Here is a 26,548-nt window from a genome sequence, read left to right as displayed (position 1 = left end):
CCTGTCCTCACTTCGGGGACAGGCCGTCCCCCTGCAAGAGCCGTTCGCCGTCGTCGACGGTCATCTCCAGGGTCGAGAGCACCTTCCGCCACGCGGCCTGCTGGCCCTGGAGCATGTCGAAGTACTCGTTCACCTGTGCCCGGTTGTGGCCGTACTGCTCGGCCGAGGGGAAGAGCGCGAAGAACTCCGGCCTGCGTCCCTGGGGCATGTGGTAGCTGCGCTGCCTGGCCTGCTCCGCTCCCCTGATGACCAGTTCCGAGGCGCGACGCCACCGAACGTCCTGATCCCGGCCCTCGTCGAGCAGCTCGGCGATCTCCCGGATGCACTTCACCAGGACCGCCATGCGGTCCCACATCCAGTCGAGCTTCGCCAGCGTGGTCTTGAGACGCTGCCCCACCTCGGCGGGCTCGTATCCGTACGGCTCTTCGTCGAAGCGTGGCAGCACACGTTCACCCGGCCGTCGCTCGCGTACGGCGCCGTTGCCCTGCACTGCCTCCTCCCTCGTCTCGGCCAGGATCCGCTCCGCCTCCCCACGGGCGTCCGCCCGTACCCGGTGCGCCTCGAATTGAGCCTGGGCATGGATCAGCGCGGCGTCGCTCTCCGCGCGGGACCGGATCAGTCCGGCCTCCCGGACGGCCTCTTGGCGGGCCACCTTGCGCATGGCCGCGCAGTCCGCCTCCGTCCGCATCCGCATCTCCCACACCTTGTCGATCATCCGCCCGGCGGCGGAGCCGACCGGGCCCAGCCCCGTGAGGTCCGGCATGTCGCCGCCGGGCGGCAGCGGACCGTCGATGAGCAGGGTGACCAGGGCATCCGCGACCGCGGCGGCGTCCATGGGGCGATCGTCGGGGTTCTTCGCCAGCAGACCGACGATGAGATCGTTCAACGCTTCGGGCAGGCCTTCGACGAGAGTGCCCGGCGGAACCGGAACCTCGTCCAGTTGCATCCGGAGCACGGCCAGCGGGCTTTCGCTGACGAACGGCGGCCGGCCCGTCACCGCGTGGTACAGCAGGCACCCGAGCGAGTACAGGTCACTGCGGTGGTCGAGCTCCCGCACGCCCTCGGCCTGTTCGGGCGACATGTACGGCGGCGAGCCGAGCGGCGTGCCGGTCGCGGTGAGGAACTGCACGCTCAGCGTCTCACCCACGAACTTGGCGACTCCGAAGTCGAGGACCTTAGCGGTGCCCTCAGGAGTCAGCAGGACGTTCGCGGGTTTGATGTCCCGGTGGATGACACCGTGTCCGTGCGCGGCCACGAGCGCCTGCGCGATCTGCACGGCCCATCCCACGGCCGTCTGCCACGGCGGCCCCGGGGACTCCCGCAGGTGCCGGTGCAGCGAGAGCCCCGGGACGAGCTCCATCACCAGGTAGAAGACCTGGCGGCCGCCGACCGCCGCGTCCCCTCCGTCGTGCACGGTGACGATGTTCGGATGGGAGAGCCGCGCGGCGAGTTGCACCTCGCGCCTGAACCTGGCCTGTGTCTCGGCCTCCCGCGCCCCGAGCGTCCCGTGGACCAGCTTCACCGCCACGTCGCGCCGCATCCGTTCGTCCTGCGCGGCCCAGACCTCGCCCACGGCACCCGAGCCGAGCGGTTCACCGATCCGGAAGCGCTCGTCGAGTACTACGCCTCGCACCCGTTCCTCCCTCTCAGCGCTCGGCGTCGCCGGACGTGCCGTACGAGCCGCCCGCCAGCCGGCGCAGCCGCCGCGCCTCGTCCTCCAGGCGGCGGACGACTTCCGCCGCGCCGTTCGCGCCGTCGGTGAGGCCGGTGGCCGTCAGCTGGGCCGCGAGTGAGGCGAAGTAGTGTGCTGTGTAGAACAGTTGGCCGTCCGCGTCGAGGTTTCCGGCAGAAAACCGGATGCCCCCGTCGGCGTCGTCCAGGACGCGGTTGATCTCACGGACTATCTCGTCCCGGGCGTCCGGGGTGAGCTCGACGGCCCGCTCGGCCTGGGCGATGATCGAGTGGCAGGAGCGGGCGACCTCGCCGAGCAGCCGGGTGTCCCGGTTCTGGAAGCTGACCGCCACCGACTGGAAACCGAAGACGTTGCCCTGCACCAGGCGGTCCCCCGCCACGCCGGGCTCGTACCGGCGCAGATCGATCGCGCTCGTCGCGCCCAGCGCCGCCCGGAAACAGGGGTGGATGTGAAATTCGGTCTCGTGCGGCTGTACAGGAAGGTCGTTGCCCCCGGCGAAGACGATGTCGTTGCCGCGCCGCACACCGAGGAAGCCCACGTCGTAGAGGACGTCGATGACGCCGCTCAGGGTCAGCGCGTCGGCATACGCGGGGAACAGCCGGTGCAGGGAACTCTCGGTCGCCTCGAAACGGCTCTGCAGCGCCGCGCGGGAAACCAGGTACCCGGCGTTCTGGAAAAGCGGGAACAGATGCTTCAGGAACGGATGTCCGACCAGGTACTCCAGGGACAGGTCCTTCAGCTTCCAGGCAGAGAACTGCAACTCCGCCTGGCGGACGTCCTCCGGCGTGATCCGGTCGCGACTGTGGGTCAGCCAGGCCGTCTCCTGACAGAGGTTGAGGAACTGGATGGCGTCCCGCGGCCGGGGCAGACAGCGGCGGAACAGGTAGGCGCCCGTTTCCTCGCTCCCCACGGCCGGGGGGAAGACCTCACGCCACAACTGCTCGTCGGTCAGCCGCTCTCCCGCGGAGGCCCGCGCGCGTGCCAGCGCGAGATCCCGCAGCGCCGCCTGCGTCCAGGTGATCCGCAGCTCGTCCCCGTGGATCTTGTCGCCCTCGCCGAACGACAGAGAGTCGTAGATGTCCGCACGCAGGAACAGCAGGAGTCGTACGGACAGTCCGTACAGACCCGACGCGTGAGTAGCCGCCAGCAGCAACCCGATCACCATCGAGTTGCTGTCCCGCTCGGCCGACCACACACGTTCCAGCTGGTCGACCATGACAAGCAGCGGCTTGTGCGCCGTGGCGCAGTCGAGGTCGGTGAAGGCTTGGGCCACACCTCGCTCGACGAGCTCCAACTGCCGGGCGGCCAGGGCGCCTTCCGACGTCGTCTTCGCGAGGTCCAGGCCCGCCTTGACGCCGAACGCCTCCAGAGACAGGGAGGTTCGCAGCCCCGTCACCCACTGCGCCAGCCGATTGCCCTCCAGTTCCCCGTTCTGCTTCAGGAACTTGGCGAGCGTCTTCACGGATTCCGGCTTGCGGCCGTGCGCGTCCTTGGCATGCGCCACCAGGTGCCGTGCGGCGTGCACGGCGAACACGTATCGCCAGATCAGCGCCTTGGCCGAGTCGCCCGGCAACCCCGCCAACTCGAACCGCCGGATCTCCTCGCCCGCGGTCTCGTCCGGGGTGACCAGCACCTTCCCCGGGTAATCACCGTCGTCCGCCATGAGCTGCATGCAGATGGCGCTCTTCCCTGATCCCTTACGGCCGATGATCAGCATCTTCCGCCCGGAGATGGCGGCCCGGTACGCCGCGTTGGGCAGGAAGCCGCCACGCAGGAGCAGCCCGTCCTTCACATCCCGCTCGGCGTCCTCACGCCCGAAGTGCACACGCGCGAGTAACGGCTCGTCGGCCATCTCGTCCCCCAGAAGTCCGCCCCCGTCTTCCTGGAGACACGCTATCGAGCAAGACGCCCCGGCAGAGCAGGAACTCGCACCACACGAGTTTTCCGGTTGCGCGTGCCGTGACTCCCCTCTCGCCGGCGAGCGTCGCCACGAGCAACAGCCCGCGCGGCCGGACACGGGGGCGTGCGCCATCTAGGAAGCGACGAACTCGCACCACACCAGCTTTCCCGGAGCCCGGGTCCCGACGCCCCACTTGTCGGCGAGGACGGAGACGAGCAGCAGCCCCCGTCCGCCTTCCTCCTCGTCTCCCCCGGCCTCCTCCGCGACGCGCGGGACGCCGGCCCCGCTGTCGTGCACCTCGGCCCGTACCACCGCCCCGTCGTACCGCAGCCGCAACAGGAAGCCCCGCCCCGGCGGCACCCCGTGCACGAGCGCGTTCGTGGCCAGCTCGCTCACGCAGAGCGTCACGTCTCCCGCCCGCCGCCACTCGGCGAGTCCCCAGTAGGTCAGCGACCACTCCGTGAACCGTCTGGCAGCGGGCACCGAGCGGCGACTCCGGCCATAGAACTGATCGCGCTGGTAGGGAAGTTCGGTCTGTGCGTTCACGGGACGAAGATCGCTCAGAGTGACTAGCCTCGATCAGTGGGTAATCCCGTACAACGCGGTTGTACGGGTTCGTGCGAGGTCGTGTACGGCCGGGCCTGGGGAGTTCAGCGGTATGACGCCTACACGGAGGAACCACTCGGCCATGCGGATGCTGGGCCGTCAACTCGCCACCGCACGCCGGGCGGCGGGCCTGAGCCAGTCGGGCCTGAGCGCCGCGCTGAACATCAACGAGGAGACGATCGCGTCGATCGAACAGGGCCGGCGCACCCTGAAGCCCGACATCGCCGAGATCTTCGACGACTTCCTCGGCACCAAGGGGACGCTGGCCGCGGGCGTGGCCAACCTGCCCGAGGTCGACCAGTTCCCGCTGTGGGCCGAGGAGTACATGGACCAGGAGCGGGTGGCCATCGCGTTGTCCTGGTACGACAACGCCGTGCTGCCTGGTCTGCTGCAAACGGAGTCGTACGCCCGAGCCGTACTTCGGGAACGCATCCCTGCGTACGGAGAGGCAGAGAGGGAGACCAAACTCGCGGCGCGAATGGACCGCCAGGAGATCCTGCGCCGCGAGGTCCCGCCGACGCTGAGCTTCGTCATCTGGGAGCCCGTGCTGCACTTGCAGATCGGCGGCCGAGAAGTACGGCGGGGACAGCTCCGGCACCTGATGGAGATGGCCGAACTCGCGATCGCGACGGTGCAGTTCCTGCCATTGGCCAGCCCACATCATGCCGGTCTCGACGGCCCCTTCATCCTGCTGGAATCCCCGGATCACCAGCACCTGGCCTACGTCGAGGGCCAACGCGGCAGCCAGTGGGTCTCCGACCCTGATGAGGTGTCCACGCTCGCGCGCAAGTATGCGATGCTGCGAACGCAGGCCTTGAACACTCAGGACTCAATGAGCCTGCTTGACCGCCTGCTAGGAGATACATGAACACCGAAGCTCTTCAGTGGTTCAAGTCGTCCTACAGCGGTAGCGAAGGCGGGGCCTGCCTCGAAGTGGCCGCCTCCCCCCAGGCCATCCACATCCGCGACTCCAAGCAGCAGCCCCCAGCCGACAGGCCCACGCTGCACCTCTCCCCCGCGACGTGGGCCGCGTTCACCTCGTCCCTCAAGTGACGCTGCTGGTCAACGGCGTTGTCAGTGGCTGCTCCTAGAGTCACCGTCATGGCGACTCTTCCCAACCCGCTGCCCTCTCTGGCGACCGATCCCAGCGGACGTTCCCTCGGTCTTCGGCTGCCGCCCGGCAGGCTGGTCGACACGACGGACGACGGCCCCTGGCACGAGCCCCTGCTGTGGCACGCGGAGAAGCAGGCCGCGCCCGGCACCTGGGCCGCTCTGGGCGCGCCCGCCGCCCGGGCAGGACTGCTGCCGGTCCTCGTGGAGCTGGGCGGCACCCAGGGCGGACCGGACGACTGGGAGCTGATGCCCGGTGACATGTCCTACCCCGGGGACCACGACCCGGAGGAGGTCCTCGCGGAGTACTGGGGCGACGAGGGGGCGGAGGGCGACCCCGAAGCCGAGCCGGAGGCCGGGTTCGACGAGGAACTGGCCGAGCTGCTGGCGCCGTTCGGACCGGCGTGGCCGGGCCTCGCTCCGGCCGGCGTACTGACCGCCGACCCGGGCACGAGGGCCGCGCGGGTGGCCGACTCCCTGGCCGAGGGGACGTGGCTCAAGGACACGCGTCTGGCCCTCGTCCCGTCCCGACGCTCCGCCGACATCCCGGCCGCCATCGGCTGGACCGGCCCGCTCAACCACGAGAACGACGTGGCACGCCTGTGCGCGGTCCTGCGCTCCTGGGAGGACCGCTTCGGCATACGCGTCGTGGCCCTCGGCTTCGACGTCCTGGTGCTGTCGGTGGCCGCCCCGCCGAGCGCCCTGGCCGACGCCGAGGCCCTGGCGGCGGAGCACTTCGCCTTCTGCCCGGACAACATCACCCAGGGCGGGCCGGCCGGCCTGCGCGCCTACGCCAAGAACCTCGTCGACGAGCCGACCTGGTTCTTCTGGTGGGACTGAGCCCAGACGCCGCTCGCCGGTGAGCACTGCCCGTACATGCCCGAGGCCGCCCGGACAACGCTGGCCGGGCGGCCTCAGGACGGCGTGCGCCGAAGGCGCGGCACGGATGCCGCGGGCGGGGCGTCAGACGAGCGCCGGGGCTTCCTTCGGGTTCGGGCCGTACTTGTTGGCGCCGGCCTCGCTGTCCAGGCAGTAGAAGACCAGCAGGGTGATGGGGCCGGCGAGCGGGATGATGCCGAAGAGGATCCACCAGCCGGAGCGGCCCGTGTCGTGCAGGCGGCGCACCGTGACACCCCAGGCCGGCAGCAGGAGCGCGAGGACGACGATGCCGGCGACGGCGAGCAGGGCCGGCGTCTTGGTCGCGGCGCCGATGCCCCCCAGCACGATGTAGATCAGGTACGCGAACAGCGAGAACAGCCAGAACTCCTTGCGGCGCGCGCGGCCGCTGAAGACGGCGTACTTCTTGAGTGCGGCGATGAACCAGCTCATGACATCCCCCCAGGGATAGACGTTCAGCCCATCCCGGAATGGATCAGGCCAGGCGCAGAGATTAAGGGGTTGGCAGGAGCGCGTCACACACGGCGGAGATGTGTGACGGACGGTCTTCAAACGTCGTTTTCAGGACAGAAACACCCATGATCATGGAGTGTCCGCAGGACCATCACCGGACGTTTCCGGAACCGAGCCCGTTCCGTTGCCGAAACGACAGCACACCGCAGCCGGGCCGCCGCCGTTTCGGTACCGGAACGATCTCCAACCGTGTCCCGTCAGCGCAGCTTTCGCGCCACTTCGGTCGCCCAGTAGGTGAGGATGGTCCGCGCCCCGGCCCGCTTGATGCCGGTCAGGGTCTCCAGGATGGCGCGGTCCCGGTCGATCCAGCCCTTCTCCGCGGCGGCCTCGATCATCGAGTACTCGCCGGAGATCTGGTAGGCGGCGACGGGCACGTCCACGGCGTCGGCGACCCGGGCGACGATGTCGAGGTACGGGCCGGCCGGCTTGACCATCACCATGTCGGCGCCCTCGGCGAGGTCCAGCTCCAGCTCCCGCAGGGACTCGCGCCAGTTGGCGGGGTCCTGCTGGTACGTCTTGCGGTCACCCTGGAGCGAGGAGCCGACGGCCTCGCGGAAGGGGCCGTAGAAGGCGGAGGAGTACTTGGCGGTGTAGGCGAGGATCGCGACGTCCTCCCGGCCGATCTGGTCGAGCGCGTCCCGGACGACACCGATCTGGCCGTCCATCATCCCGCTGGGCCCGACGACGTGGGCGCCCGCGTCGGCCTGCACCTGGGCCATCTCGGCGTACCGCTCGAGCGTGGCGTCGTTGTCGACCCGCCCCTCGGCGTCGAGCACCCCGCAGTGGCCGTGATCGGTGAACTCGTCCAGGCACAGGTCGGACATGACGAGCAGGTCGTCACCCACCTCGGCCCGCACATCGCGCAGCGCGACCTGGAGAATCCCGTCCGGGTCGGTGCCGACCGTGCCCTGGGCGTCCTTCTTGCCCTCCTCCGGCACCCCGAAGAGCATGATCCCGGAAATCCCGGCCTCCACCGCCTCCAGCGCGGCCTTCCTCAGGCTGTCGCGGGTGTGCTGGACCACCCCGGGCATGGCCGAGATCGGCACCGGCTCGCCGACGCCCTCACGGATGAAGGCCGGCAGGATGAAGTCGGCGGGGTGCAGTCGCGTCTCGGCGACCATGCGCCGCATGACGGGCGAGGTCCGCAGCCGCCGGGGACGGGTACCGGGAAAAGATCCGTACTTCGTCATACCGTCTACGCTACGCCCGCCCCAGGGCCACCTTTGCCGACGGGCCGTCGGCGCCGGGCCCCGGGCTGGGCACTCAGTCGAGACAGAACTCGTTGCCCTCGACGTCCTGCATCACGATGCACGACTCGTTGTCGTCGTCGGCGAGCAGCACACGCACGCAGACCGCGCCGAGCGCGACCAGTCGTGCGCACTCGGCCTGGAGCGTGGCGAGCCGCTCGTCCCCCACGAGTCCCGTGCCCACCCGCACATCGAGGTGCACCCGGTTCTTGGCGACCTTGCCCTCGGGGACGCGCTGGAAGTACAGCCGCGGGCCCACACCCGAGGGATCGACGCACGCGAACCACGAGCCCCGCTCCTCGGGCGGCAGCGAGCGGTCGTAATCGTCCCAGGTGGCGAACCCCTCCGGCGGCGGCGGTACGACGTACCCCAGCACCTCGCACCAGAAGCGGGCGACGCGCTCGGGTTCCGCGCAGTCGAAGGTGACCTGGAACTGCTTGATCGATGACATCGGCGCACCCTAGCAGGGGGGCTCGTCACTCAATTCACGGCGCTGATCCACCTGTTGACGAGGGGATGCCTCGTGGACGACGGCGTCGGGCGGGCTCCCCGTCCCGCCTCGGGGAAGGTCACAGAACGGGGAACCCATCAGTGATTCGCCCGTTCGGCCGCTGTCGGATGCGGCGGATGCCGAGAGCGGAGAATCTCCTCACGCCGCCGGTCAGCGCAGGCGGGCGCCCGCCCCGCCGAGCCAGGTGTGCCAGGCGCGCATGCGCGCCATGGCGCCGCCGTTCAGGATCTCGTCGAACGCGCCTCCGGACACGTCCGCCGGAGGCCGGCAGCCGCTCACGGCCGCGTGCTGCTCGGCAGTCGGCGCGGGCGACAGGTCACTGCCCCGTCCGACCAGGGCGTACCGCTTCCCCTCGACGTTGATCAGCAGAGTGCCGAGCCGGGTCAGCCGGCCGTCGACATTCCGGGGATCGCCCTGGAAGACGACCGTCCCTTCCCGGTCCTGAGCGCGCAACTCGCCCGGAAGCAGGCTCAGGACGACGGGCACACAGCGCGCGCCGTTCCACAGGCTCCGCCGCCAGTAGACGATTTCCGCGTGTCCAGCGTGCTCACTCATGCGCCCGATCATGGCATGCACACAACGCACCGGGCATGGGCGGTGCAAGGGTGCTCGCGGCGGCCGCCTCGGCTCAGGCGGCGCGCCACAGGCCTGCGGTCACCGTCGGCTCGGATCGGCAGTCACGGCAGCGGCCGGGGTGCGGTGCCCGGAACGCACGTTCACCAGACGGTCGTCGGAGCGGCGCAGGCCGGCGAGGAGCGTGAGTGACGGAACCGGCTCAGGGGCGCCCCTCGAAAGAGGAGGCGCCCCTGAGCCGGTGTCCGCGGAAGGTCACGTCGTCGAGCGACGCCTCCGTGCGCCCGGACGGCGCTCGCTCGGGCGGGTCACCGGGTCGCCGGACTCCAGGGCGGCCGCCCGGCGCTTCATGCCGAAGTCGGCCAGGGCCTCGGCCAGCTTGTGGACCGAGGGCTCGGGGGCCATCACGTCGACGCGCAGACCGTGTTCCTCGGCCGTCTTGGCCGTCGCCGGACCGATGCAGGCGATCACCGTGACGTTGTGCGGCTTGCCCGCGATGCCCACCAGGTTCCGGACGGTCGAGGACGACGTGAACAGCACCGCGTCGAAGCCACCGCCCTTGATGGCCTCACGGGTCTCCGCCGGGGGCGGCGAGGCCCGCACGGTCCGGTAGGCCGTGACGTCGTCGACCTCCCAGCCCAGCTCGATCAGACCGGCCACCAGGGTCTCGGTGGCGATGTCGGCCCGGGGCAGGAAGACGCGGTCGATCGGGTCGAAGACCGGGTCGTACGGAGGCCAGTCCTCCAGGAGGCCGGCCGCCGACTGCTCGCCGCTCGGCACCAGGTCGGGCTTCACGCCGAAGGCGATCAGCGCCTTCGCCGTCTGCTCGCCCACCGCGGCGACCTTGATGCCCGCGAATGCACGGGCGTCGAGGCCGTACTCCTCGAACTTCTCGCGCACCGCCTTGACCGCGTTGACGGACGTGAAGGCGATCCACTCGTACCGGCCGGTGACCAGGCCCTTGACCGCGCGTTCCATCTGCTGCGGGGTGCGCGGGGGCTCCACCGCGATCGTCGGGACCTCGTGCGGCACCGCGCCGTAGGACCGCAACTGGTCGGAGAGCGAAGCCGCCTGCTCCTTCGTACGCGGCACGAGCACCTTCCAGCCGAACAGCGGCTTGGACTCGAACCACGACAACTGGTCGCGCTGGGCGGCTGCGCTTCGCTCGCCGACCACGGCTATCACGGGCCGGCCGCCGTCCGGGGACGGCAGGACCTTCGCCTGCTTCAGCGTCTGCGCGATGGTGCCGAGCGTCGCCGTCCAGGTGCGCTGCCGGGTCGTGGTGCCGGCGACGGTGACGGTCAGCGGGGTGTCCGGCTTGCGGCCCGCGGACACCAGTTCGCCGGCCGCTGCGGCCACCGAGTCCAGCGTCGTGGAGACGACCACCGTGCCGTCGGAGGCCCCCACCTCCGTCCAGCAGCGGTCGGAGGCGGTACGGGCGTCCACGAACCGGACGTCCGCGCCGTTCGGGTCGCGCAGCGGCACACCGGCGTACGCGGGTACGCCGACGGCGGTCGCCACACCCGGTACGACCTCGAAGGGCACACCGGCGGCGGCGCAGGCGAGCATTTCCTCGGCCGCGTACGTATCAAGTCCCGGGTCCCCGGACACCGCACGGACGACCCGCCTGCCGCCCCGCGTGGCCTCCATGACAAGATGAGCCGCATCCCGGGCAGGAGTCGGGACCGCAGCGGTTGTTGACGCACCGTCAACGACCGTGAGCTGCGGCGCGCCCGTGCCCGGTGGTGACACCGAGGAGGAGTCCGCGTCCATCGGCACGACGGACACGCCCTGCCGGGCGTGCGTCCGGATCACCTCGAGCACCTCGTGCTCGGCGATCAGGACATCCGCGTTCGACAGCGCCTCCACGGCGCGCAGAGTCAGTAGCCCCGGATCCCCGGGTCCGGCACCCAGGAAGGTGACGTGCCCGTGTTCAAGGCCGGCGGGAAGAGTGGTGGGGCTCACTGTGCTCGCTCCCCCATCAGACCGGCCGCGCCCTGGTTGAGCATCTCGGTGGCGAGTTCGCGCCCGAGTGCCATCGCCTGGTCGTGCGTCTGGGGCACGGGACCGGTGGTGGACAGCTGCACCGTGCGGGTGCCGTCGGTCGTGCCGACGACGCCGCGCAGGCGCATTTCCTTGACAATCTGCCCGTCGGCCAGGTGGTCGGCCAACGCACCCACAGGTGCGCTGCAACCGGCCTCCAGGGCGGCGAGCAGGGACCGTTCGGCGGTCACGGCGGCCCGGGTGAACGGGTCGTCGAGTTCGCCGAGCGCGGCGACGAGGTCCGCGGCGGCCGCGGTGCACTCGATCGCCAGGGCCCCCTGGCCGGGGGCGGGCAGAACCGTGTCGACCGACAGGAAGTCGGTGACCTCGTCGATCCGGCCGATGCGGTTCAGTCCGGCGGCGGCGAGGACGACCGCGTCCAGCTCACCGTCCCGCACGAAACCGATCCGGGTGTCGACGTTGCCGCGTATCGGGACCGTCTCTATGTCCAGTCCGTGGGCGCGGGCGTACGCGTTGAGCTGCGCCATGCGGCGCGGCGCCCCGGTGCCGATGCGGGCACCCCGCGGCAGGTCCGTGAACTTCAGCGCGTCCCGGGCGACGATCACGTCGCGCGGGTCCTCGCGCACCGGTACGGCGGCCAGGACCAGTTCGTCGGGCTGCGTGGTCGGCAGGTCCTTGAGCGAATGAACCGCGAAGTCCACCTCGCCGCTGACCAGCGCGTCGCGCAGCGCCGTGACGAACACGCCGGTGCCGCCGATCTGCGTGAGGTGCTCGCGGGAGACGTCGCCGTGCGTGGTGATCTCGACCAGCTCGACGGGGCGCCCGGTCACCCGGCGGACGGCGTCCGCGACCTGCCCGGACTGGGCCAAGGCGAGCTTGCTCCGCCTCGTCCCCAGTCTCAGTGCCTTCTCTGTCATGCCGGTCGGTCCTTCTTGTCTGTGCTGTCCCCGGCCCGGGAGACGGCGGCAACCGTCTCGGGGTCGAGGTCGAAGAGGGTGCGCAGCGCGTCCGCGTACCCGGCGCCGCCGGGCTCGGCCGCGAGCTGCTTGACCCGTACGGTCGGCGCGTGCAGCAGCTTGTCGACGACCCGGTGCACGGCCTGCCGGATCTCACCGCGCTGGCGTTCGTCCAGGTCGGGCAGGCGGCCGTCGAGCCGTGCGATCTCACCGGCGACGACGTCCGCGGCCATGGTGCGCAGCGCGACCACGGTCGGCGTGATGTGCGCCGCCCGCTGTGCCGCGCCGAAGGCCGCTACCTCGTCGGAGACGATACGCCGGACCTGGTCCACATCGGCCGCCATCGGCCCCGCGGACGGAGTCAGCTGGCCGGACACCGTGGCGGAGGCCTCGGCCAGGGACTCGATGTCCACCAGGCGCACCCCGGCCAGCCGGTGCACGGCCGCGTCGATGTCGCGGGGCATGGCGAGGTCGAGGAGGAACAGGGCCGGGGCCGGGCGCGGGATCACGGCGACCGGTTCGGGCTTGCGGAGTTCGGGGATGCGGCCGACGGCGGCGGCGGTCGCGGCGAGCGCGGTGATCAGCTCGGCGTCCGCCTCCGGGCTGCGCCGGGCGGTCTCACGGCGGTCCATGGTGCCGCCCGCGACCCAGGCCCCGTGCTGCTCGAGGGTGGCCGCGTCCAGGCCGGCCACGGCGGCCTCGCCGTGCACGGAGAAGCCGGTCGAGCCCTGCACGGCGGCCAGGTCCAGCGGGCAGTTCTCCTCGGCGGCGGTACCGGTGGCGGTGGCCGCCGGCGCGGTCCTCACGGCCGCACGGGCGTCGGCGTCGGCCACGGGGTCGACGGCGCCGCTCCCGACCCGGCCCCCGACCGCCTGCGCGACCGAGTCCGCCGTCAGTACCAGGCCCGTCGCACCGGTGCAGGAGACGACGACGTCGGCACGTGTCAGCTCGCCCGGCACGGCGTCCATCCGCACCGCGCGCGCGGACACCGCGGTGTCGTCGCCCTCGGTGAGTATCCGGGCGAGGCGCTCGGCGCGCTCGAAGGTGCGGTTGGCGACGACGATCTCGCCGACCCCGGCACGGGCGAGCGTCGCGGCGGCCAGCGAGGACATCGACCCGGCGCCGATGACCAGCGCCCTGCGTCCCGCGGCCCATTCCTCGACGGCACCGCCCGCGGCCAGCTGCTCCAGGCCGAAGGTGACCAGCGACTGGCCGGCCCGGTCGATGCCGGTCTCGGAGTGGGCGCGCTTGCCGACCCGCAGGGCCTGCTGGAACAGGTCGTTCAGCAGCTTGCCGGCGGTGTGCAGCTCCTGGGCGCGGGCCAGGGAGTCCTTGATCTGGCCGAGGATCTGCCCCTCGCCGACGACCATCGAGTCGAGGCCGCAGGCCACCGAGAACAGGTGGTGGACGGCCCGGTCCTCGTAGTGCACGTAGAGGTACGGGGTCAGTTCCTCGAGGCCGACACCGCTGTGCTGGGCGAGCAGCGTGGACAGCTCGGCCACACCGGCGTGGAACTTGTCCACGTCGGCGTACAGCTCGATGCGGTTGCAGGTGGCGAGCACCGCGGCCTCGGTGGCCGGTTCGGCGGCGACCGTGTCCTGGACCAGCTTGGCCTGGGCGTCCGCGCCCAGCGCGGCCCGCTCCAGCACGCTGACCGGGGCACTGCGGTGGCTCAGTCCGACGACGAGGAGACTCATGCCGGCATCACGGCGGGCACGTCCCCGTCGGGTCCCTGGTCGCCGGAGGCGTCACGGGTGGTGGCCGCGGGCAGCGCGCCGTCCCCGGCGGCGGTCTCCTCGCCGGCCTTGCGCTGCTCGTGGAAGGCGAGGATCTGCAGCTCGATGGAGAGGTCGACCTTGCGCACGTCGACCCCGTCCGGGACGGTCAGCACGGTCGGAGCGAAGTTCAGGATCGAGGTGACACCGGCGGCCACGAGCCGGTCGCAGACCGGCTGGGCGGCACCGGCGGGGGTCGCGATCACGCCGATCGAGACGCCGTTGTCCTTGATGATCTTCTCGAGCTCGTCGGTGTGCTGCACCGGAATGCCGGCGACCGGCTTGCCGGCCATCGTCGGATCGGCGTCGATCAGCGCGGCCACCCGGAAACCACGGGAGGCGAACCCGCCGTAGTTGGCGAGGGCGGCGCCGAGGTTACCGATACCGACGATCACAACCGGCCAGTCCTGGGTCAGGCCGAGTTCACGGGAGATCTGATAGACGAGATACTCCACGTCGTAGCCGACGCCACGCGTTCCGTAGGAGCCCAGGTACGAGAAGTCCTTGCGCAGCTTCGCGGAGTTGACGCCCGCCGCCGCGGCCAGCTCCTCGGAGGAGACCGTGGGGACCGAGCGCTCCGACAGTGCGGTCAGCGCGCGGAGGTACAGCGGAAGCCGGGCGACGGTGGCCTCGGGAATCCCTCGGCTGCGGGTCGCCGGTCGGTGAGTTCGGCCAGTTGCCACGGTGCTCCTGCGGGTAGAGCGGGGCTGCAGGCGGTCATACGTCCCCAGACCGCCCCGTCCACTGCAGGCTATGCCTTTGTGAACGCGTGCACAAAGATGGTGTCCGATTTGCCCGGCCAACGTGACCGGGGTCACGCATGTCATTCGTGGGGGCAAAACGTCGACACTCCTCGTGAATCCCGCCCCCGGGACAAAAACTCCAACGATCCTAAGCGACCTCCGCGGGCTTGTTGTACTGGTCGGTCAGTTTCCGGCTCGGCCGCCGGTCAGCTCGCGGCGCAGCCGGGCCTCGTCCACCCGCCAGAAGGTGTGCTGGCTGCCGTCGACGAGGACCACCGGGATCTGCTCCCAGTACTGGTCGTGCAACTCCCGGTCCTGGGTGATGTCCTTCTGCTCCCAGGAAACACCGAGTTCCCCGCAGACCTTCTCGATCACGGCCTGCGCGTCGTCGCACAGATGACAGCCGGGCTTGCGGATGAGCGTGACCGACCGTTCCCGGGGGACGGCCTTACGCCGGAAGAGGGGACTCATGTCGGCCATTCTCCCGCCTCTTCGACGGCACCGTCATGGAGAGTTCACACCCTTCGAACCTCGCGGCTCCGGAACCACCGAACCGACTGGCTATGCTCACGCCATGGCCGCTCTAGGATGGCTCACTCCCCGTAGGCGCTCCGCCACGGCGCGGAGCGTGTTGGCAGGCGAGGCCTCGGCGGAGGCCGCCCGCAAGTCCTCGCGGGAAATTCCGCAGACCGCCGAGCGGGAACCGGAGTTCCCGGTCCTCGGCGACGACAAGGCTGCCGCCTTCTTCGATCTCGACAACACCGTGATGCAGGGCGCCGCGCTGTTCCACTTCGGGCGCGGCCTGTACAAGCGGAAGTTCTTCGAGACCCGCGACCTGGCCAGGTTCGCCTGGCAGCAGGCGTGGTTCCGGCTGGCCGGCGTCGAGGACCCCGAGCACATGCAGGAGGCCCGCGACTCGGCGCTCTCCATCGTCAAGGGCCACCGGGTCGCCGAGCTGGAGACCATCGGCGAGGAGATCTACGACGAGTACATGGCCGACCGCATCTGGCCGGGCACCCGGGCCCTGGCCCAGGCACACCTGGACGCGGGCCAGAAGGTGTGGCTGGTCACCGCGGCCCCCGTGGAGATCGCCCAGGTCATCGCCCGCCGCCTCGGCCTGACCGGCGCGCTGGGCACGGTCGCGGAATCGGTCGGCGGCGTCTACACCGGCGCGCTGGTGGGCGAGCCCCTGCACGGGCCGGCCAAGGCGGAGGCGGTGCGGGCGCTGGCGGCGGCGGAGGGCCTGGACCTGAACCGCTGCGCCGCCTACAGCGACAGCCACAACGACATCCCGATGCTGTCGCTCGTGGGCCACCCCTATGCCATCAACCCGGATGCCAAGCTGCGCAAGCACGCCCGCGAGCAGGACTGGCGGCTGCGGGACTACCGCACCGGCCGCAAGGCCGCGAAGGTCGGCATCCCGGCGGCGGCGGGCGTCGGCGCGGTCGCCGGCGGCACCGTGGCGGCCATCGCCCTGAGCCGGCGCCGGCGATAGGACCGGCGGTCGCCGGTGGCGGCCGCCGGCCGCGGGCAGCCCTGCGGCCGGCGGCGACACGCCTGGACGGTGGGGAGAACCCCGGATTATGCCGTCGCACCCCCAACACGCCCCGCACTTCGCCGAAACACGCCCTTTTCCGATCAACAACCGATCAAGTTGCGATGCTTGATAGACCGTCAATCGGTAACAGAAGCGACGCAATCGGTGATTTGAGCAACTCGGTGTAGCAGTGCCTGCACGAAGCGTTATTCTCCTCAGACGCAATCCGGTACCCCTCCGTCGCTACGACGGGTGAACGGTTCCGCACTGCACGTGATGGAAGCTCTGCCTCTGGGAGTCCCGTGTACCCACACGTCGGGGTTGACGCCTCGGGCCTGGCTACGCTGCGCGCGACGGTCGCGGCGGTCAAAGAGACGCTGCGCGGCGTCGTCCCCACCGCGTATGCCGTCCCCGCCTTCGCCACCGCCGCCCCCCTGGGCCCGTGCTACGCACTGGCCGAGGGCAGCGCCACGGTCGGCAGACGCGGCGGCGCGACCGGCGCGGCCACCACCCGCCGTCCGGCCGCGGACAGCGACAGCGCCCGGATGATGGATCTCGTGGAGCGCGCCCAGGCCGGCGAGGCCGAGGCCTTCGGCCGCCTCTACGACCAGTACAGCGACACGGTGTACCGGTACATCTACTACCGGGTGGGCGGCAAGGCGACCGCCGAGGACCTGACGAGTGAGACCTTTCTGCGGGCGCTCCGCAGGATCGGCACCTTCACCTGGCAGGGCCGCGACTTCGGCGCCTGGCTGGTGACGATCGCCCGGAACCTGGTGGCGGACCACTTCAAGTCCAGCCGGTTCCGGCTCGAGGTCACCACCGGCGAGATGCTCGACGCCAACGAGGTCGAGCGCTCACCGGAGGACTCCGTCCTGGAGTCCCTCTCCAACGCCGCGCTGCTGGACGCCGTGCGCCGGCTCAACCCCCAGCAGCAGGAGTGCGTGACACTGCGCTTCCTGCAGGGCCTCTCGGTCGCCGAGACCGCCCGGGTGATGGGCAAGAACGAAGGTGCCATCAAGACCCTCCAGTACCGCGCCGTGCGGACGCTCGCCCGGCTTCTGCCGGACGACGTCCGCTGACACCTGCCACGCTCAGCTACCGCCAACTCACTCCGCGTTGCGGCCCGTTGACTTTCCGACCGGATCATCCGCCGTCCGTAACCCAAGTGCCGGACCGCTCGTTGTGCGGGATACAGGCTCCCTGTGGTCACGTCCTGGCCGACCCATCGCTCGATCGGGTGGAAGAGGTCGTGGGCGTGCAACCCTCAGGACCCCCTGGGGAGTCGACCGTGATGACGAGAGGAGGTGCCGCCAGTGATCGCGAACGTATCGGCGCACCGGCGGGCGAACGCCTTCGCCCAGGCCCTGGAGGAGCAGTCCGACCGGGACACGGCGGCCGAGCAGTCCGCAGCGGCGGCGGGATCGCCGCCGACCACCGAGGAACAGTCCGAGCGGGGCGAGCTCCTGGCCCTGGCGGTGGACCTCGGCGCGCTGCCCAGGCCGCAGCTCGACCCCGAGGTCAAGGTCGTCCAGCGCGCCCAGCTGGTGGCCGCGATGGAGGCCATGCTCCAGGAGGGCGGGGCGGCGGACACAGCCGTACCCGAACAGCGCTCCCGCGGGCGCGGTGCGCACCGGGCGAGCCCACTGGGCAAGCTCCGGCCGCGTTCCAGACTGACCAAGGGGCTCGCGGCCGGCGGGCTGAGCGTCGGCGTGGCCGCCGGGGCCTTCGGCGGAGTCGCCGCCGCGAGTTCCGACGCGCTGCCCGGTGACTCGCTGTACGGCCTGAAGCGCGGCATCGAGGACTTCAGGCTCAACTACCTGAGCGACGGCGAGGACCAGCGTGGCCAGACGTACCTCGACCAGGCCTCCACCCGGCTGAGCGAGGCCCGCCGGCTGATGGAGCGCGCCCGCGGCGGCCAACAGCTCGACCACGAGTCCATCGGCGAGATCCGCCGCACCCTGTCCGGGATGCGGCACGACGTCACCGAGGGCCACCGCCTGCTGCACGAGGCCTACGAGCGGGATCCCGACTCCCTCGGGCCCATCCAGGCGCTCTCCAGCTTCTCCCAGTCCCACCGGGACGCCTGGAGCGCGCTGAGCGACAAGCTGCCCATGCAGCTCGGCGACGTCAAACAGCAGGTGTCGTCGGTCTTCGACGCCATAGACGAAGAGGTCGCCCCGCTGCAGTCCCTGCTGCCGCAGCGGCCCGCGTCGACGGGCGACGGCACGCGACAGGGCTCCGGCGAGGCGTCCACCGGCTCCTCCGGCAGCCACCGTCCGACGGCGCCCAGCACCGGCGGCACGCCCTCCGCGGGGCGGCACACCGGCTCCGGCAGCCCCACCGGCTCGGCCACCCGCGACAGCGACGACGGCCTGATCGGAGGCAGCACGGGCGGCCTGCTCGACCCGCCGAAGATCGGCGGCGACGGTGGTTCCCCGACCACCAGCAAGCCCCCGACGAGCGCGCCGGACGTCACCCTCCCGCCGCTCCTCCCGGGCCTGCTGCCCGGCCTGGGCATCGACAGCCAGGACGCGGGCTAGCGCGGTACGACAGCGACGGGGGCGCCCCTTTCCGAGCAGGGGCGCCCCCGTCGCCGTACCACCGAACCGTCAGAAGAACAGCCGTCAGAAGAACACCGACCGCCGCTGCACCAAAAGCTTGTACAGCGTGTGCTGGATCTGTTCGCGGACCTGGTCGGTCAGGTTGAACATCAGCATCGGGTCGTCGGCCGCCTCCGGCGGATAGCCGTCCGTGGGGATCGGCTCGCCGAACTGGATGGTCCATTTGGTGGGCAGCGGGATCGCCCCGAGCGGCCCGAGCCACGGAAAGGTCGGCGTCAGCGGGAAGTACGGGAAGCCCAGCAGCCGCGCCAGGGTCTTGGCGTTGCCGAGCATCGGGTAGATCTCCTCGGCGCCGACGACCGAGCACGGGATGATCGGCACCCCTTGCCGCAGGGCAGTGGAGACGAAACCGCCGCGGCCGAACCGCTGGAGCTTGTAACGCTCGCTGAACGGCTTGCCGATGCCCTTGAAACCCTCCGGCATGACGCCGACCAGTTCGCCCTGCGCGAGGAGCCGTTCGGCGTCCTCCGCGCAGGCGAGGGTGTGGCCCAGCTTGCGGGCGAGTTCGTTGACCAGCGGCAGCACGAAGACCAGGTCGGCCGCGAGGAGCCGCAGATGCCGGTCGGCCGGGTGCTGGTCGTGCACGGCGACCTGCATCATCAGGCCGTCCAGCGGCAGCGTCCCGGAGTGGTTGGCGACGATCAGCGCCCCGCCCTCGGCCGGGATGTTCTCGATGCCCTTCACCTCGACCCGGAAGTACTTCTCGTACACCGGCCGCAGCAGCGACATCAGGACCTGGTCGGTCAGCTCCTCGTCGTAGCCGAAGTCGTCGACCTCGTAGTCCCCGGTGAGCCGGCGGCGCAGGAACGACAGGCCGCTCGCGATGCGCCGCTCGAGACCGCCGTCGTCGTGCGGCTCGGCGGGCGGCCTTTCCTCCCCGGTCACCGGGACATCATCCGGTACAGCCGCCCTGGTGGGCAGGGGCTGGACCTCGCGAACCGGCCCGGCCTCCCCGGCCGCCCCGCGCCGGTTCCCCACGCCGCGGCGCCGCGACGGCCGCTGGGCGGCGCTCCCGCGGGACCGGTCGTCGTCGAACGGAATGACCTTGGCGTCCGCCATCGTTGCTGCGCTCCTCAGTTGGCGCTCTGCGTCGGGAGGTGCCCGCTGCCCTTCGCGGCGAGCGCGGCGACCCGGTCCACGGCCCCCGCGAGGGCCTCCGGCGGCAGCAGGCCGGGGCCCTGGCCGCTCGCGAAGTCCGCGAACGTCTCCGCCGTCGTGTATTTGGGCTGGAAGCCCAGCGTCTCGCGCATCTGGTCCGTGGCCACCACCCGGCCGTGGGTGAGCAGCCGGATCTGTTCCGGCGAGAAGTCCGTCATTCCCAGCGTACGCACCAGCGAACCCGCCCAGGTAACGGCTGGCAGCAGCAACGGGACGGTGGGCCGCCCCAGCCGCCGCGAGCACTGCGAGAGCAGCAGCACGCCGTCCCCGGCGATGTTGAAGGTGCCGCTGTTCAGCGTGGACCGGCGCGGCTCGTGGGAGGCCAGCCGCAGCACCTCGATGACGTCGTCCTCGTGCACGAACTGCAGCCGCGGGTCGTAGCCGAACACGGTCGGCAGCACCGGCAGCGCGAAGTACTCGGCGAGCGGGGTTTCGGCGGCCGGCCCGAGGATGTTGGCGAAACGCAGCACGCACACGGCGACGTCCGGCCGCCGCCGCGCGAACCCGCGGACGTACCCCTCGACCTCCACCGTGTCCTTCGCGAACCCGCCGCTGGGCAGCGACTTGGCCGGGGTCGTCTCGGTGAACACGGCGGGATCGCGCGGCGCGGACCCGTAGACGTTGGTACTGGACTTCACCACCAGCCGCCGCACGGTCGGCGACTTCTGGCAGGCGCCGAGCAACTGCATGGTGCCGATGACGTTGGTCTCCTTGACCGTGACCCGGCTGCCGCCGCCCAGCGCGGTACCGGTCACGTCCAGGTGGACGACCGTGTCGGCGCCCGTCTCGGCGAGCACCCGGGCGATGCCGGGCTGCCGGATGTCGGCCTGGATGAAGTCGGCTCCGCCCAGATGGTGCGCCGGCGGCACCGCGTCCACGGCGATCACCCGGTCCACGTCCGGGTCCCGCTGGATCCGCCGTACGAACCGGCCGCCCAGCTGCCGGGCCACTCCGGTGACGAGCACGACCTTCCCCAAGATCAGCGCCTTCCTTCCCGACCTCGTACGGGACCTGGTCCCTGCCGCGTTCCCCGTGTCGGCAAACTTAGCGGGTGGATGTTGCGCTGTGATGACCACCCGATGCGTGAAGTGACGGAATTTCCCCAGTCGGAATATGCCGATGCCCCCGAAGCGCCGATCGCGCCCGGGTCCGGACACGACTGTGGCCCCCCGCCCTTTACAGGTGGGGGGCCACAGGACACGCTCTCGCGGCGCCGCTTACTTCTTGTTGCGGCGCTGAACGCGCGTGCGCTTGAGCAGCTTGCGGTGCTTCTTCTTGGCCATCCGCTTGCGCCGCTTCTTGATAACAGAGCCCACGACTACCCTCGCTCACTTCTCATCACTCGGTTGTTTGGGCGCCATGGGCCCACACGACCTACGAGGGGTCAGCCTACCCGGTCGAGCGCCGAGCCTGTAATCGAGGGGTTGCTCGGGGTCTCCCCGAGCGCCGTCAGACCGTCTCCACCCCCACATAACTCTCGCGGAGGTACTCGTGTACCGCTTGCTCCGGGACGCGGAAGGACCGCCCCACCCGGATCGCGGGCAGATGACCGCTGTGCACCAGCCGGTACACGGTCATCTTCGACACTCGCATCACCGAGGCGACCTCCGCCACGGTAAGGAACTGAACCTCGTTCAGAGGCCTCTCGCCAGCTGCAGCCATGACACACCTGAACCTTCCGCACTCGACGGCCACCGGCTTCCCCTTCCGGTGACTCTTCGTCGTTGCGTGCTCACTCCCCAATGTAGGGGCGGGTGATGCGAGTGGGGAAGAGGTGCACCCATCGGCGGCCTACTGTGACAGACACGCTCGATTGAGTACGTAGCGGGCCAGCGGCAGATAGTGACCAGACGGCACGCCGTCGTCAACCGGAACGGCGACGGACACGACCCCCTCCGCCTCCCCCACGAACAGCGCCGGATCGTCGGTGTCGGCCAGGCCGATCGCCTCGAACCCCAGCTGACCAGCACCGCAGACCCACCCGTGGTCCCCGATCACCAGCTCCGGCAGCGGTCCGCCGGCCTCGGCCGCGGCGGCCAGGGCGACCCGAACCGGGAGCGGTGAGTGGCAGTGCGCACCCGGCTCACAACCGGGGCGCCCGCTTCCCGGTTCCCGCACCAGGGCAACACCACGGGCGTAGTCGACGCGGTGCGTGCGTAGACCGAACCGGGTCAATATGTCGACACAGCGACCCTGCGCGGGGGTGAGCACCTCACACCCCGCCGCCGACAGCGCGTCCGCCAAGCCGCCGTAGAACCCGAGCAGCCGATGCGGATGCCCGGTACCGAACAGCACGGGCGCACCGCGCCGGGCCACGTTCCGGATCCGCTCCGCGAACGCGTCCAGAGCGGCCAGCGTCCGCTCCGGATCGATCACATCCGGGCCGGAGGTGTACCGGGGATCGGCCGAAACCCCGCACCTCTCCGCCATCAGGGCGAGCAACTCCCGCTGCCCCCAAGGCGACTCGGGGTCGATTCCGATCAGCACCCGCGGATCCCGGGCCGCGAACAGCCGGTACCGACGGAGACTGACCTCACGGGAGGTCCCGATCTCACCGGCCAGCCGAGCGGCCAGCAGATGCGCACGGAGGCCATCGGCGGTCAACACGGGTGCGATGGTGACGCACTGGGGGGCGGCGCGGTGGCGGAACGGGGGAACACCGCACGGTTGGCCCAGCGGGTGCCCCCGACGCTCAGGGCAGCAGCCCGCGCAGCGGAAACGCGGAACGGCGGGTGGCGAGAACAGCCTGATCCAGGCGATCGGCGGGGTCGTACCCCGACTCCCACGACGCGAACGACACCGGCCACCGCCCGTCACTCATCCGCTGCGGCGCCAACTGCCGGGTCCGCGCGAACACCTCCTGCCGCCACCCCTCGGGAATCAGCGCCGCCGGATCGACCTCACGCCCCGCCGCGATCCCCACCAGATGCGTCCACGACCGCGGCACCACCTCGACCACCGCGTAGCCGCCGCCCCCCAGCGCGACCCACTTCCCGTCCGCGTACTCGTGCGCCAGCTCATGGCACGCCACCTGCACCGCCCGCTGCGCGTCCAGCGACACCGCGAGATGCGCCAGCGGATCCTCGAAGTGCGTGTCGGCCCCGTGCTGCGACACCAGCACCTGCGGCCGGAACTCGGCGAGCAGTTCGGGCACCACCGCGTGGAACGCCCGCACCCATCCCGCGTCGCCGGTCCCGGCCGGCAGGGCCACGTTCACGGCGGCCCCCTCGCCCGCGCCCGCACCGGTCTCCTGCGGCCACCCGGTCTGCGGGAACAACGTACGGGGATGCTCGTGCAGCGAGATCGTCAGCACCCGCGGGTCCTCCCAGAACGCCGCCTGCACCCCGTCCCCGTGGTGCACGTCGACGTCCACGTAGGCGACCCGCTCGACGCCCAGCTCCAGCAGCCGCGCGATGGCCAGCGCCGCGTCGTTGTAGATGCAGAACCCCGAGGCGCCGCCCGGCATCGCGTGGTGCAGCCCGCCGGTGAAGTTCACCGCGTGCAGCGCTTCCCCGCGCCACACCGCCTCCGCCGCCCCCACCGACTGCCCCGCGATCAGCGCGGACACCTCGTGCATCCCCGCGAACGCGGGATCGTCCTCCGTGCCGAGCCCGTACGCCCCGCGGGCCGAGCGCGGATCGGCGGACGCGGCCTTGACGGCGTCGATGTAGTCCGGGCGGTGGACCAGCCGCAGCGTCGACTCCCCGGCCGGTTTCGCCGCGACGACCCGCAGCTCCCGGTCGAGCCCGAAGGCACCCACCAGCTTCCGGGTCAGCTCCAGCCGGACCGGATCCATCGGATGGTCCGGGCCGAAGTCATAGCCCGTTACTGCCTCGTCCCACATCAGCTGTGCGCGGCCGCTCATGCCCGCCACCGTATCGGTCCGGTTGAGCCGCGAACGACCTGGCGTACACGAGCGTCACCAGCACCAACACCATCGGCACGAGCATGGCCCCGCGGTAGCTCCAGGCGTCCCCGAGCGCACCCACCAGCGGCGAACCGACGAGGAAGCCGACGTAGTTGAAGATGTTGAGCCGCGCGATCGCCGCGTCCGAGGCCCCCGGGAACAGCCGGCCGGCCGCCGCGAACGTCTGCGGCACCAGTACACACAGTCCCAGCCCCAGCAGGGTGAACCCGAGCATCCCCAGCCCCGCGTCCGGCGCCACGGACACCACCGCGAACCCGGCGGCCGCCACCAGCGCCCCGAGCCGCACCACGGCGGCCGCGCCGAACCGCCGTACCCCGAAGTCCCCGATGGACCGGCCGACCAGCGTGGTCACCATGTACACGTTGTACGGCACGGTCGCCAGCTGCTCCGAACTGCCCAGCACGTCCTTCAGGTACTTCGCGCTCCAGTTGGAGACGGTCGAGTCCCCGATGTACGCGAACGTCATCACCAGGCACAGCGGCAGCAGCAGCTTGAAGACGAGCCCCCCGCCCTGCCCTGCCGCCTGGTCCGCCGCGGGCTCCGCGACCCCGTCGACGTACCACCGGCTGCCCACGAGCGCCGCCGGCAGCAGCACGGCCACCACCGGCAGGTACGACACCCACAGCGCGAGATGCCAGTGCGCGCCGGCCCAGGCCAGCGAGGCGCCGACGATCCCGCCCAGGCTGTAGACCGCGTGGAAGCTCAGCATGATGCTGCGCCCGTACGTCCGCTGCAGACTCACCCCGAGCATGTTCATCGAGGCGTCCAGCGCACCCACGGCGAGCCCGAACACAGCCAGGGCCACGCCGAGTCCGGCCAGCCGGTCACCGGCTCCGACGCCGACCAGGGCCAGCAGCACCACCGGCTGCGACCAGCGCAGCAGCCGGCTGGGCCGTATCCGCTTCACCAGATGCTCGGTAGTCACACTGCCGGCTCCGGCGAGGATCGGGACGGCGGCCAGGAAGACCGGCAGCAGCGCGTCGGAGACTCCGTAGCGGTCCTGGATGGCCGGGATGCGCGTCACCAGCAGAGCGAACGCGGCGCCCTGTGCGAAGAAGCTGAACGCCAGCGAGGCCCTGCCGCGCCGCAGCACATCAGTCATGGCGGCGAGCGTAGGGCCCCTGGCTACCTGTGGGTAGATCCAGCCAAAGGTGAATTTCCTTCAGCTTCGCTGTCCGGCGGGTCAGGCGGCGACGGCCACTTCGGGCCGCCGGCCGGCCTTGCCCGCCTCCGCCTCGGCGGCGAGCAGCCGCGCCATCGGCTCGGCCGCGAGACCACCGCCGACCACGAACGCCACCGTCAGCACCACCGCGATGACGACCGTGCCGAGCCAGACCATGGTGTCGACCGGGACGGTGTAGGCACCGACGACCCGTGCGACGCACTCGAACAGCAGGGCCGTGCCCCATACCAGCGAGAAGGTCCGCTCCTTGCGCCGGAAGGCGTCCGAGCCGGCCACCGTGCCCGAGGCGAGACGCTCCCAGGCGGCTTCGCGGTCGGCGTCGCCCTTGACGAGGAAGGGCTTCATCCCGGCGGTCATGGCCGGCTTGCCGAGCACCACCGAGACGAGGATCCCGATCGCCAGGGTGCTGCTGACCGCGCCGTCCTTGGCGAGCATCAGCCGCGGGTCGCCGGACACGAACCCGGCCACCAGGCTCACGACGTTCACCACCAGGGTGAGGAGGGCGAGCGCGTTGGTCGTCCGCTCCTTGACCACGCCGTACACGGTCCGCACCGCCGGCACCACGCTGCTCCAGGCGAGCGCCCCGAAGGTGCTCATCCCGAACGCCTCCTTGAGGAGGTAGTACGCGCCGATCGGCACCGCGACGTCCACCAGCAGCGGCTTGAAGGTCCGCAGCCGGCTCGGGTTCTGCCTGCGGCTCAGGTTGTCGGTCCGGTCCTGGTTCCCCGTGGTCTTCGTCATGCTCTCAGCTTCGCCGCCGGGCGGGGTCCGGCGGTAGGAACGATCATCCGGAAGTCCGCATGACAAATGTCAGCCCCCGGGGTGCCGCCCGTCATACCAGCAGGTCGGCCAATTCCCCCATGGTGGAGAAGAGTTGACCGGCGCCGGTCAGCCTCGCCGCCGGGGTCATCGCGGTGAACCCGTACACGTCCATCCCGGCCGCCACGGCCGCCTGAACGCCCAGCGGGGAGTCCTCTATGACCAGGCAGCGCTCGGGTGCGGCGCCCATCCGCTCGGCCGCGTACAGGAAGAGGTCGGGCGCCGGCTTGCCCCGCCCGACGTCCTGGGAGCTGAAGATCCTGTCCTCCGTGAACCACCGGTCGAGCCCGGTCGTCCGGTGCCCCACCCTGATCCGCTCGTGGCTCCCGGACGACGCCACGCAGTACGGCACCCCGTCCGCGGCCAGTTTCTCCAGCACTCCGCCCACGCCGGCGACGGGCCGCAACTCCCGCTCGAACGCGGCGAACACGCGCGCGTGGAAGACATCGTCGAAGTCCTCCGGTAGCCGTTCCCCCGTCCGCGCCAGGACCAGATCGTGGATCCGGTGCATCGCGGACCCCATGTAGTCCCGGATGGAATCCTCGTACGACGTCGGGTGCCCGAGTTCCGTCAGATGGGCGGCCAGGATCCGGTTGGAGATCGGCTCACTGTCGACGAGAACACCGTCGTTGTCGAAGATGACGAGGTCATAGCGCATACCCAGACCCTAAAGGACCCTGAACGCAGAAAACCCCCGCATCTTTCGATGCGGGGGTTTCCCAAAGATTGTTCGGCGGCGTCCTACTCTCCCACAGGGTCCCCCCTGCAGTA

At 70.8% G+C, this 26,548-nt stretch carries 27 protein-coding genes; 6 read left to right on the top strand and 21 right to left on the bottom strand.

What is annotated here, in order from left to right; genetic code table 11:
- Positions 1 to 7 precede the first annotated feature (7 nt).
- The 3 genes from ACFVVO_RS00135 to ACFVVO_RS00125 form a co-directional block, all read right to left on the bottom strand.
- On the bottom strand, positions 8 to 1,633 hold the full coding sequence (locus ACFVVO_RS00135) for a protein kinase (RefSeq protein WP_390050725.1): 1,626 nt from the start codon (positions 1,631 to 1,633) through the stop codon (positions 8 to 10).
- 13 nt (positions 1,634 to 1,646) lie between these two features.
- A complete protein-coding gene (locus ACFVVO_RS00130) occupies positions 1,647 to 3,545 on the bottom strand; it encodes a P-loop ATPase, Sll1717 family (RefSeq protein WP_390050724.1) in 1,899 nt (632 codons plus the stop codon).
- A 180-nt stretch (positions 3,546 to 3,725) separates the two neighbouring features.
- On the bottom strand, positions 3,726 to 4,139 hold the full coding sequence (locus tag ACFVVO_RS00125; RefSeq protein ID WP_390050723.1) for an ATP-binding protein: 414 nt from the start codon (positions 4,137 to 4,139) through the stop codon (positions 3,726 to 3,728).
- 142 nt (positions 4,140 to 4,281) lie between these two features.
- Here ACFVVO_RS00125 and ACFVVO_RS00120 point away from each other — a divergent pair, with 142 nt between their 5' ends.
- Genes ACFVVO_RS00120 through ACFVVO_RS00110 form a run of 3 tightly spaced genes read left to right on the top strand, consistent with a single transcriptional unit; the run spans position 4,282 to position 6,149 of the window.
- Positions 4,282 to 5,067, top strand: a complete 786-nt coding sequence (locus tag ACFVVO_RS00120) for a Scr1 family TA system antitoxin-like transcriptional regulator (RefSeq protein ID WP_390050722.1) — start codon at positions 4,282 to 4,284, stop codon at positions 5,065 to 5,067.
- Positions 5,064 to 5,252: a DUF397 domain-containing protein gene (locus ACFVVO_RS00115; RefSeq protein WP_390050721.1), complete on the top strand. Its 189-nt coding sequence runs from the start codon at positions 5,064 to 5,066 to the stop codon at positions 5,250 to 5,252. The genes ACFVVO_RS00120 and ACFVVO_RS00115 overlap by 4 nt, the downstream gene beginning before the upstream one ends.
- A 48-nt stretch (positions 5,253 to 5,300) precedes the next feature.
- Complete coding sequence (locus ACFVVO_RS00110; protein ID WP_390050720.1) at positions 5,301 to 6,149, top strand: DUF4253 domain-containing protein; 849 nt, start codon at positions 5,301 to 5,303, stop codon at positions 6,147 to 6,149.
- Between the two features lie 123 nt (positions 6,150 to 6,272).
- Here ACFVVO_RS00110 and ACFVVO_RS00105 read toward each other — a convergent pair whose 3' ends face one another.
- The 9 genes from ACFVVO_RS00105 to ACFVVO_RS00065 all read right to left on the bottom strand — a co-directional run bounded on the left by ACFVVO_RS00105 (position 6,273) and on the right by ACFVVO_RS00065 (position 15,008).
- Complete coding sequence (locus ACFVVO_RS00105; RefSeq protein WP_390050719.1) at positions 6,273 to 6,638, bottom strand: DUF805 domain-containing protein; 366 nt, start codon at positions 6,636 to 6,638, stop codon at positions 6,273 to 6,275.
- Between the two features lie 278 nt (positions 6,639 to 6,916).
- Positions 6,917 to 7,909 carry a porphobilinogen synthase gene (hemB, locus tag ACFVVO_RS00100; RefSeq protein ID WP_390050718.1) on the bottom strand — a complete coding sequence of 331 codons (993 nt, stop codon included), beginning with the start codon at positions 7,907 to 7,909 and terminating at the stop codon, positions 6,917 to 6,919.
- Positions 7,910 to 7,982: 73 nt separating this feature from the next.
- Entirely contained in the window at positions 7,983 to 8,417 is a 435-nt protein-coding gene (locus ACFVVO_RS00095; protein ID WP_390050717.1) for a VOC family protein, read from the bottom strand.
- A gap of 210 nt (positions 8,418 to 8,627) precedes the next feature.
- The gene (locus ACFVVO_RS00090) at positions 8,628 to 9,032 is read right to left on the bottom strand and encodes a hypothetical protein (RefSeq protein ID WP_390050716.1); all 405 of its coding nucleotides are present in this window, start codon (positions 9,030 to 9,032) and stop codon (positions 8,628 to 8,630) included.
- A gap of 273 nt (positions 9,033 to 9,305) precedes the next feature.
- Positions 9,306 to 11,015 carry a uroporphyrinogen-III synthase gene (locus ACFVVO_RS00085; protein WP_390050715.1) on the bottom strand — a complete coding sequence of 570 codons (1,710 nt, stop codon included), beginning with the start codon at positions 11,013 to 11,015 and terminating at the stop codon, positions 9,306 to 9,308.
- Positions 11,012 to 11,971, bottom strand: a complete 960-nt coding sequence (gene hemC / locus ACFVVO_RS00080) for a hydroxymethylbilane synthase (protein WP_390050714.1) — start codon at positions 11,969 to 11,971, stop codon at positions 11,012 to 11,014. The genes ACFVVO_RS00085 and hemC overlap by 4 nt, the downstream gene beginning before the upstream one ends.
- On the bottom strand, positions 11,968 to 13,707 hold the full coding sequence (locus ACFVVO_RS00075) for a glutamyl-tRNA reductase (RefSeq protein WP_390050713.1): 1,740 nt from the start codon (positions 13,705 to 13,707) through the stop codon (positions 11,968 to 11,970). The genes hemC and ACFVVO_RS00075 overlap by 4 nt, the downstream gene beginning before the upstream one ends.
- Positions 13,704 to 14,468 (bottom strand): redox-sensing transcriptional repressor Rex, encoded by a 765-nt coding sequence (locus tag ACFVVO_RS00070; protein WP_390050712.1) that lies wholly within the window; start codon positions 14,466 to 14,468, stop codon positions 13,704 to 13,706. The genes ACFVVO_RS00075 and ACFVVO_RS00070 overlap by 4 nt, the downstream gene beginning before the upstream one ends.
- A gap of 243 nt (positions 14,469 to 14,711) precedes the next feature.
- Entirely contained in the window at positions 14,712 to 15,008 is a 297-nt protein-coding gene (locus ACFVVO_RS00065) for a glutaredoxin family protein (RefSeq protein ID WP_390050711.1), read from the bottom strand.
- Positions 15,009 to 15,102: 94 nt separating this feature from the next.
- Here ACFVVO_RS00065 and ACFVVO_RS00060 point away from each other — a divergent pair, with 94 nt between their 5' ends.
- The 3 genes from ACFVVO_RS00060 (at position 15,103) to ACFVVO_RS00050 (ending at position 18,608) form a co-directional block, all read left to right on the top strand.
- Complete coding sequence (locus tag ACFVVO_RS00060; protein ID WP_390050710.1) at positions 15,103 to 16,023, top strand: HAD family hydrolase; 921 nt, start codon at positions 15,103 to 15,105, stop codon at positions 16,021 to 16,023.
- Between the two features lie 344 nt (positions 16,024 to 16,367).
- Positions 16,368 to 17,147, top strand: coding sequence for an ECF subfamily RNA polymerase sigma factor, BldN family (locus tag ACFVVO_RS00055; protein ID WP_390050709.1), 780 nt, complete (start codon positions 16,368 to 16,370; stop codon positions 17,145 to 17,147).
- A 234-nt stretch (positions 17,148 to 17,381) separates the two neighbouring features.
- Positions 17,382 to 18,608, top strand: coding sequence for a DUF5667 domain-containing protein (locus ACFVVO_RS00050; protein ID WP_390050708.1), 1,227 nt, complete (start codon positions 17,382 to 17,384; stop codon positions 18,606 to 18,608).
- Positions 18,609 to 18,692: 84 nt separating this feature from the next.
- Here the strand turns inward: ACFVVO_RS00050 and ACFVVO_RS00045 are convergent, their stop codons facing one another.
- The 9 genes from ACFVVO_RS00045 to ACFVVO_RS00005 form a co-directional block, all read right to left on the bottom strand.
- Entirely contained in the window at positions 18,693 to 19,748 is a 1,056-nt protein-coding gene (locus ACFVVO_RS00045; protein ID WP_390050707.1) for a lysophospholipid acyltransferase family protein, read from the bottom strand.
- A gap of 14 nt (positions 19,749 to 19,762) precedes the next feature.
- On the bottom strand, positions 19,763 to 20,824 hold the full coding sequence (locus tag ACFVVO_RS00040) for an NAD-dependent epimerase/dehydratase family protein (RefSeq protein WP_390050706.1): 1,062 nt from the start codon (positions 20,822 to 20,824) through the stop codon (positions 19,763 to 19,765).
- A 240-nt stretch (positions 20,825 to 21,064) separates the two neighbouring features.
- Complete coding sequence (locus tag ACFVVO_RS00035) at positions 21,065 to 21,163, bottom strand: 30S ribosomal protein bS22 (protein WP_003948845.1); 99 nt, start codon at positions 21,161 to 21,163, stop codon at positions 21,065 to 21,067.
- Between the two features lie 133 nt (positions 21,164 to 21,296).
- On the bottom strand, positions 21,297 to 21,509 hold the full coding sequence (locus ACFVVO_RS00030) for a helix-turn-helix domain-containing protein (protein ID WP_159045100.1): 213 nt from the start codon (positions 21,507 to 21,509) through the stop codon (positions 21,297 to 21,299).
- Between the two features lie 129 nt (positions 21,510 to 21,638).
- The gene (locus tag ACFVVO_RS00025; RefSeq protein ID WP_390050705.1) at positions 21,639 to 22,454 is read right to left on the bottom strand and encodes a phosphatase; all 816 of its coding nucleotides are present in this window, start codon (positions 22,452 to 22,454) and stop codon (positions 21,639 to 21,641) included.
- Positions 22,455 to 22,539: 85 nt separating this feature from the next.
- Complete coding sequence (locus ACFVVO_RS00020) at positions 22,540 to 23,712, bottom strand: acetoin utilization protein AcuC (protein ID WP_390050704.1); 1,173 nt, start codon at positions 23,710 to 23,712, stop codon at positions 22,540 to 22,542.
- Complete coding sequence (locus tag ACFVVO_RS00015) at positions 23,663 to 24,877, bottom strand: MFS transporter (protein WP_390050703.1); 1,215 nt, start codon at positions 24,875 to 24,877, stop codon at positions 23,663 to 23,665. Before ACFVVO_RS00015 ends, ACFVVO_RS00020 begins: the two co-directional genes overlap by 50 nt.
- Before the next feature lie 81 nt (positions 24,878 to 24,958).
- Positions 24,959 to 25,699 (bottom strand): VC0807 family protein, encoded by a 741-nt coding sequence (locus ACFVVO_RS00010; protein ID WP_390050702.1) that lies wholly within the window; start codon positions 25,697 to 25,699, stop codon positions 24,959 to 24,961.
- A 91-nt stretch (positions 25,700 to 25,790) separates the two neighbouring features.
- A complete protein-coding gene (locus ACFVVO_RS00005) occupies positions 25,791 to 26,435 on the bottom strand; it encodes an HAD family hydrolase (RefSeq protein WP_390050701.1) in 645 nt (214 codons plus the stop codon).
- Between the last annotated feature and the right edge of the window lie 113 nt (positions 26,436 to 26,548).

The sequence above is a fragment of the Streptomyces sp. NPDC058145 genome (assembly GCF_042884245.1).
Taxonomy (GTDB): domain Bacteria; phylum Actinomycetota; class Actinomycetes; order Streptomycetales; family Streptomycetaceae; genus Streptomyces.
The sequence above is the reverse complement of the archived record's forward strand: the minus strand, read 5'-3'. Positions and strand labels throughout refer to the sequence as shown.

Coding starts and splice junctions, on each gene's coding strand:
- ACFVVO_RS00130 (WP_390050724.1), bottom strand. CDS start 3,545: ATGGCCGACGAGCCGTTACTCGCGCGTGTGCACTTCGGGCGTGAGGAC.
- ACFVVO_RS00120 (WP_390050722.1), top strand. CDS start 4,282: ATGCGGATGCTGGGCCGTCAACTCGCCACCGCACGCCGGGCGGCGGGC.
- ACFVVO_RS00115 (WP_390050721.1), top strand. CDS start 5,064: ATGAACACCGAAGCTCTTCAGTGGTTCAAGTCGTCCTACAGCGGTAGC.
- ACFVVO_RS00110 (WP_390050720.1), top strand. CDS start 5,301: ATGGCGACTCTTCCCAACCCGCTGCCCTCTCTGGCGACCGATCCCAGC.
- ACFVVO_RS00105 (WP_390050719.1), bottom strand. CDS start 6,638: ATGAGCTGGTTCATCGCCGCACTCAAGAAGTACGCCGTCTTCAGCGGC.
- hemB (WP_390050718.1), bottom strand. CDS start 7,909: ATGACGAAGTACGGATCTTTTCCCGGTACCCGTCCCCGGCGGCTGCGG.
- ACFVVO_RS00095 (WP_390050717.1), bottom strand. CDS start 8,417: ATGTCATCGATCAAGCAGTTCCAGGTCACCTTCGACTGCGCGGAACCC.
- ACFVVO_RS00090 (WP_390050716.1), bottom strand. CDS start 9,032: ATGAGTGAGCACGCTGGACACGCGGAAATCGTCTACTGGCGGCGGAGC.
- hemC (WP_390050714.1), bottom strand. CDS start 11,971: ATGACAGAGAAGGCACTGAGACTGGGGACGAGGCGGAGCAAGCTCGCC.
- ACFVVO_RS00075 (WP_390050713.1), bottom strand. CDS start 13,707: ATGAGTCTCCTCGTCGTCGGACTGAGCCACCGCAGTGCCCCGGTCAGC.
- ACFVVO_RS00065 (WP_390050711.1), bottom strand. CDS start 15,008: ATGGCCGACATGAGTCCCCTCTTCCGGCGTAAGGCCGTCCCCCGGGAA.
- ACFVVO_RS00060 (WP_390050710.1), top strand. CDS start 15,103: ATGGCCGCTCTAGGATGGCTCACTCCCCGTAGGCGCTCCGCCACGGCG.
- ACFVVO_RS00045 (WP_390050707.1), bottom strand. CDS start 19,748: ATGGCGGACGCCAAGGTCATTCCGTTCGACGACGACCGGTCCCGCGGG.
- ACFVVO_RS00030 (WP_159045100.1), bottom strand. CDS start 21,509: ATGGCTGCAGCTGGCGAGAGGCCTCTGAACGAGGTTCAGTTCCTTACC.
- ACFVVO_RS00020 (WP_390050704.1), bottom strand. CDS start 23,712: ATGAGCGGCCGCGCACAGCTGATGTGGGACGAGGCAGTAACGGGCTAT.
- ACFVVO_RS00015 (WP_390050703.1), bottom strand. CDS start 24,877: ATGACTGATGTGCTGCGGCGCGGCAGGGCCTCGCTGGCGTTCAGCTTC.
- ACFVVO_RS00010 (WP_390050702.1), bottom strand. CDS start 25,699: ATGACGAAGACCACGGGGAACCAGGACCGGACCGACAACCTGAGCCGC.
- ACFVVO_RS00005 (WP_390050701.1), bottom strand. CDS start 26,435: ATGCGCTATGACCTCGTCATCTTCGACAACGACGGTGTTCTCGTCGAC.